Annotated in this window: 2 protein-coding genes and 1 pseudogene; all 3 read right to left on the bottom strand. The window is 57.1% G+C overall.

Features of this window, described 5'->3' with window-relative positions; genetic code table 11:
- Nucleotides 1–193, bottom strand: a pseudogene (locus BLV81_RS22485) (IS5/IS1182 family transposase); the annotation flags it as partial.
- Nucleotides 194–808: 615 nt separating this feature from the next.
- Nucleotides 809–5,278 carry an EAL domain-containing protein gene (locus BLV81_RS22480; RefSeq protein WP_092360138.1) on the bottom strand — a complete coding sequence of 1,490 codons (4,470 nt, stop codon included), beginning with the start codon at nt 5,276–5,278 and terminating at the stop codon, nt 809–811.
- 88 nt (nt 5,279–5,366) lie between these two features.
- Nucleotides 5,367–6,503 (bottom strand): ABC transporter substrate-binding protein, encoded by a 1,137-nt coding sequence (locus BLV81_RS22475; protein WP_255365427.1) that lies wholly within the window; start codon nt 6,501–6,503, stop codon nt 5,367–5,369.
- Between the last annotated feature and the right edge of the window lie 6 nt (nt 6,504–6,509).

The following is a 6,509-nucleotide window of genomic DNA, read 5'->3' as shown; positions in this document are numbered from 1 at the left end:
GCATTGCAGGATGATACGAAGGCCTGCCAGTTTCCGCTGGAACGACGCCATCAAATCCGAGCTTGACCAGGTCCAGTTCGTCGACGAACACATCGACGATGCGCACTGGATTATGTTCGGTGATGTAGTCATCTAAGTGTTCGGGGAGTAGCATGCCTTGCGTGCGATGCTCTCCCTGGATAAAGCGCTTCATCTAGCTACCCCCGCCGTTTGATGAGATAGCCAAATAACGTCTTGGGATTAATTGCGTTTACACTGATGGCTGAAAAACGGTGAAAATATAATCCCCAAGGGGCGTCGCGTTTTCACACACTCTGGGCCGATTTTGGCCCGTCGCATGGCGGCTCAAATCTAAATTAGTATAATTTATTCAAGTGGGGGATTTTTTGACCAACTAGGCGCATTCAGTGTTTTTTGCGCACTGAATGCGCAAACAGTAGTTGTTGCCTGGCGCGGCTTTGCGGCATACGCGCATTCTGCGTCCTTGACTCATAATCCGTTGGTGCCCAGTTCGACTCTGGGGGGGCCACCATATAAAACAAAGGGTTACATGCGAAAGCGTGTAACCCTTTGTTTTATATATCTCTTACGTGATACATGGGTTGGCGTCACTCCAATCAGAGTCGTTTCCATCACCCGGCACTAGCTCCAGATAAGGGGTGAACGCCTTGCCTTCGGAATCGGGAAAGCTGCTGCCACCAGCCATGCGAAACTCGGATTGATCGATAAGGAAACAGCGTTTTGTGGAGGCGGCCGACAACATACCCACAGTTATGACGCATCCACATTCCGTTTTTTACAGCCACTTCTAGGGCCTGGTCACAGGGCCACAGAATTCTGTCAGCTGAGCGCTGTCCTGCCCCATGACGAAATGGATGAACTGTTCTGCCGGCATAGGCCTCCCAAAGTAATAACCTTGCATCATGTCGCAGGAATTATCTTTCAAGAAATTAAGCTGGGACTCATTTTCCACTCCCTCTGCCACCACCTCCAGGCGCAGGTTGTGTGCCAGCGCGATAATACTTTTGACGATGGCTGCGTCGTCCAGATCATGGGGCACGTCGCGCACGAAAGACTGGTCGATCTTGATGATATCGACCGGAAAGCGTTTCAGGTAGGCGAGTGAAGAATAGCCTGTACCGAAATCGTCGATAGTCAGTCGTACGCCGAGAGCGTGTAGCTGGTGCAGCGCTTGCAAGTTCTCTTCAGCGTTTTCCATCAGAGTGCTCTCGGTGATCTCCAACTCCAGCAGATGCGACGGCAGCCCGGTTTCCGCCAGAATCCGCTCGACTGTGGTTGAGAAGTCGGCTTTTAGCTGCCGAACGGAAAAATTCACTGCAATCCCCAACGCCGGCATACCTGACTTGACCCAGCTCTGCAGTTGAGTACATGCAGTACGCAAAACCCAGGTGCCTATGACGTTAATCAAGTCGGTTTCTTCTGCAATTGGAATGAACTCCTTGGGAGCAAGCATGCCTCGGGTCGGATGGTGCCAACGCACCAGCGCTTCCATGCCGACGACACGACCTGTGCCGAATCGCATTTGCGGTTGATAAAACACCTCCAGCTCCTGCCGATTCAATGCCTCGCGCAAGTCGCCTTCCAAGCGCATGTGTTCAGACATCGCGTGTTCCATGGAAGCTTCGAAAAACTTGAAGCCTGAACTGGTTTTCTTGGCGCGGTACATTGCAGTATCGGCGTGCTGCAGCAGGGTTCCCACATCGATGCCATCCTGAGGATAGAGTGATATGCCAATGCTGGCGCTGACGAAGATGCCGTGACCGTCGATGAGAAAGGGCGCAGACAAGGATTGGCAAATGTTCTGGGCAACGATGGTGGCGGCGCTGGGAGTAGCTATGTCCGTCAGCACCACGGTGAATTCGTCGCCACCTAGGCGGGCCACGCAATCCACAAGGCGCACGCGGCGCCGAATACGCTGCGCTACCAATATCAGCAGCCGGTCTCCAATATCGTGGCCCAGGGTGTCGTTCACATACTTGAAACGATCCAGGTCAAGGAACAGCACAGCTACCACTTCACCACTTTGTTTTGCCTGTTCGATACTGAGCTTGAGTTGTTCGAAAAACATGGCCCGGTTCGGCAGGCCGGTCAGGGCATCGCTGAAGGCCAAGTCGCGCACCCGCTTCTGGGTCCGGTTGGCCTCGACGATGCGACGCACCCGTTGCGACAGGATGGCGAAATGGATCGGCTTGGGGATGTAGTCGCTCGCACCGGCGACGAACGCCTTCTCTACCGAAAGATTGTCTTCCAGGCCGGTAATCATCAATACTGGAATGTTTTGATGGCCGGGTACTTTCTGCATACGAGCGCAGGCCGTAAACCCATCCATCACCGGCATCACCGCATCCATCAGAATGACATCCGGCTGTATGCGTTTTAGCATGTGTAATGCCTGCGCGCCATTTTCAGCCTCCGCTACCCGGAAGCCGTCCCTTAGCAAGGTATAGCGCAAGGCACTGCGGGTGCTGCGATCGTCGTCCACCACCAGCACCAGGGCACTGCCTTCCGCCGGCTTGGTGCTGTGATAGTTCTCGTAAGATACTTCACTGCCAAGCAGCACCGACGCCTCGTCGAAGGCGGAGCGCAATGGCAGCAGCAAGAAACGAATTTCATCTACTTTCTGCTTGGCCGCCAACTCTTCCACGTCCTTTGCCAACCGAGTCACGTTGGTGACACCCAGGTTGCTGCTGCTGCCCACGATCGTATGCGCCAAGGCGCGCACGGTTTCGGCATCGTTCTGACTGACGGCATTGTCGAGTTGGTCCAGATAAGCCGGCATGTCTTCCAGGTAGGGAGTCACCGCCTCTTGCAGAGCAGGCCCCAGAATCTCCCGCAGTTTGTCGAATGCTGCTCGGTCCAAGGGGCTGTACTCGCTCGCTGTCGGGACCGCCTCGGTAGCATTATCCGCGGCAACCTGGATCAGCCAGCGCTCCAGCTTGTGCCGCAGTTCAATCAAGGTGATCGGTTTTGCCAGATAATCATCCATGCCTGCGGCCAGGCATTTTTCCACAGCTCCGGCTTGGGTATTTGCCGTCATGGCGACGATCGGCGTGCGCCGTCCTTCTGACTCTTCGAAATTGCGAATACGTGCGGTGACCTCATAACCGTCCATCTGCGGCATATTGCAATCCATGAGAATCAGATCGAACCGGCTACGCTGGACGGCTTCGATCGCCTCCCAGCCACTGCCGACAAATTCGCTAAAACAACCGCTCATGGCGAGCATGCCCGTGGCAACCACTTGGTTGGTGCGGTTGTCGTCAACCACCAGTACCCGGTATTCCCTGGCTGCGGCCGGCAACTCGCCGGGAGAGTGTGTCGCTGAAGCTGCGACGGCGCCTGTCTGCCGGTCGGACAGCAATTGCCGAGTCGCCTCCAATAGTTGCGGCAAGCGTAACGGCTTGTCCAGATAGCCGTCAGCTTCTTGAAGCTGTTCGCTCTTGGGCGTACCGCGGTGCTGCAACAGCAGCAGGCGTGCCCTCGGCAACACCGGGGCGTATCGGATATGGTGTGCCAGCTCCGCGCCTTGGCTTCCGGCTGCGGAGCGCTCCATGATCACCAGGGCATACGGCGTTTGCGCCGCGTGACTCAGCTCTGCCTGGGCCTCCGAGACGCTGCCTACCACATGGCAGGACATCCCCTGTTCTGTCAGGTTCTGTTCCAGGAAACTGCGTACTATCTCGCCCTCTGCCAGCACCAGCACCCGCGTCCCGAGCAGGGCCGGTGCTGCCGGAGCCATGGCTTGCACCTCGCCGGGCTGGCAAGCAATCGTGAACCAGAACGTGGCGCCTTTCCCTGGCTGGCTGACCACGCCGATATCGCCCCCCATGAGTTCCACCAGCTGCTTGCAAATCGCCAGACCGAGGCCGGTGCCGCCATATTTGCGCGCGGTGCTTCCGTCCGCTTGGGCAAACGATTCGAACACATGCTGAACCGCATCCTGGTCCATGCCGATGCCGGTGTCGCTCACCTCGATCCGCAGGCCGAAGGATTCGTCGCTGCCTTCGATGCGAGAGATGCCAGAGATGCGAACCGCCACCTGGCCTTGTTCGGTGAATTTCAATGCGTTGCCAACCAGGTTGATCAGCACCTGCCGCAAACGCATCGAGTCGCCTTTGATTTGCTCAGGAACCCCCGCTGCCAGCAGATAACCCAGGTCCAGCCCTTTTTGCTGGGCCTGCCTAGCCAACAGATCAAGGACTTCTTCCACCAGTTTGCGCAAGTCGAAATCGACCTTTTCCAATACCAGCTTGTTGGCTTCCATCTTGGAGAAATCGAGGATGTCGTTGATCAATTCGATCAGCGTATGGGCCGAATTCCAAGCCACCTCGACGCACTCCATTTGCGGCTTGGTGAGGCGCATCTCCCTGAGCATGTCCAGCATTCCCACCACACCGCTCAAGGGTGTGCGTACTTCATGGCTGACGGTGGCGGCGAATTGAGCCTTCATCATCGCTGCGTGCAGCGCCTGGTCGCGCGACTGTTTCAATTCGGCTTCCCGCTCTTCCAGCACCGCCATCATTTTATTGAAAGCCTGGGCCATGTCGATGATGTCGCGCGGCCCTTCACGGGTGGCGCGCATGCCTGACTCGCCGGCCTCGGCGCGCCCCATCAGGCCGGATAAGGCGTTCAGCGGCCGGATCAGGTGGCGCACCAGAAGGCGCATGATTCCCAGCAGGATAAGCGCGAACGAGAGAGTAATGACCAAGTTAACCGCCAGCAGCGAAAACACCAGACGATTCATGGTCCCCTTGCCGAGCACGATATGCACATACCCCAGCACTTGCGGTTTGCTCTCCTGCAGATCGAATGGCGATGCGGCATCATGCCCTTGGTAGACCGGTGCGCCGAAGCGCCATTCCTTATCTGTTTCCTGTACCAGCATGGCCTGGGTGAGGGCGAGCTCCGGCTGCAGCTCTGGCCTAGGTTTGATTGTCGCGCCTGCCTTGGTTTGGAACAGCAGAACCTGGTGGGCGGCATCGGTAATCTCCACTTGAAGCACGTCGGGAAACGCGAGCGAGGTAGCGACTTCTTGACGGACATTGTCGGCGGAGTGGTAAAGCAGCGCCAAAGTGCTCTGGCGCGCCAGATTTTCAGCAATATGCCGGCCTTGCTCGATCAGGTAGCCGCGCATGCTGCGGCTGGTTTCCCACGAATTCACCAAGGAAGAGAACAATGCCAAGCCGAGGATCAATACAGTAACAATCGCCATCAATTGGCGGCGAAATCCGGTACGGCGTAAATAGGCCTGCAACATGATGACCTCGCGAAATGAGGAAAATGAAGGCGTCAACTAGTGACTAGCCATGTGGACTGCACCGGTACTGTAAGAATAATTTTGTGCATCAAGGCTCCGGAAAAACAAAATCGAAACTGCGTTGTTGCTGATAGTCGAGGTTCAAGCCGATGTGGCTGGCGGTGCGCAGATTAACTGCCGTCAGCACCTCGCGCAACGGCGACACGCCACGCTTGCGCGATTCTCCCGCAAGCGTGGCCAGGGCGGAGCTGGCAAGGTCGCGCCCCAGTCCCAGATTGTTAGGGTATAAGGCGAACATCGCGCCTTTTCTGACATGCAGGAAGCTGCTGGAAAACACAGGTACGCCCCGGCTCCACGATTCCCTGAGAACCAGCGGCAAAATCGTGTCCTCATCTACCGTGGTAGCATCCTGGGGTAGCCAGATCGCGTCCTGCCGACCATCGGCGGCGGCGAAAGCTGCTTCGTAGAGGTGTGCCGCCGAGGCCAGATCATGCGCTTCGCGAGCGACCAGTTCCAAGCCCTGGGCCTTGGCTGCCTCGCGCGCCAGTTTGATCAGCCAATCGTTATGTTGCGGATCGTAGACCACGGTCACCCTTTTGATGCCGGGCAGCAGCCTTTTCAATAGTGCGAACAGCAGGGCCGGATCCGGTGTCAGGCTGATACCGGTCAGGTTGTGGCTCTCGCTTTCGGGCACCGCAAGCACGCCGCCAACCACCACCGCGATATCCCGCTCCAAGCCGGACGCCGCCTTCAATCCTTGGCGCCCAAGTGCGATCACCACCTTGACGCCGCCGCGCGTCAACTGCGCGTTGAGGTCGGCAGTATTGGTGTTGGGTCCGACTGGATAAGTGCTTATCTGAACCTTAGCTTGCTCCTGGATACCTTCGATGATCTTGGCAAAGATGCTGCGATAAGGTTCGCCGATGTCAGGGTAAATCACGGCGATTGCGCCTTTGCCATCCAGGATTTCCTGCCGCCTCGGGGCATCCAGAGCGGCCAGGACAGCCATGATCATCGGCTTGAGCTCATGCCGCGCGATGCGTATTTCGGCAGAGTTTTCGCGCCAGTCGGACCAATGGCTGTCACCGGCGCTGGTGCGTTTGCCGAGGTCCTGGTAGCTGATCTCCTGACCAGCATGGCTGAACACGCATATCAGCAACAGGAACAAGCCGACCTGGATCCGCAATGTGGCGGCACAGGACATGCTGGCAGGCTGGATCAGCACGAACAA

The sequence above is a fragment of the Collimonas sp. OK242 genome (genome assembly GCF_900107095.1).
Taxonomy (GTDB): Bacteria; Pseudomonadota; Gammaproteobacteria; order Burkholderiales; family Burkholderiaceae_D; genus Collimonas.
The sequence above is the reverse complement of the archived record's forward strand: the minus strand, read 5'-3'. Positions and strand labels throughout refer to the sequence as shown.

What these genes read in the sequence shown, in the direction of transcription:
- BLV81_RS22480 (WP_092360138.1), bottom strand. Translation starts at nt 5,278, where the DNA reads ATGTTGCAGGCCTATTTACGCCGTACCGGATTTCGCCGCCAATTGATG.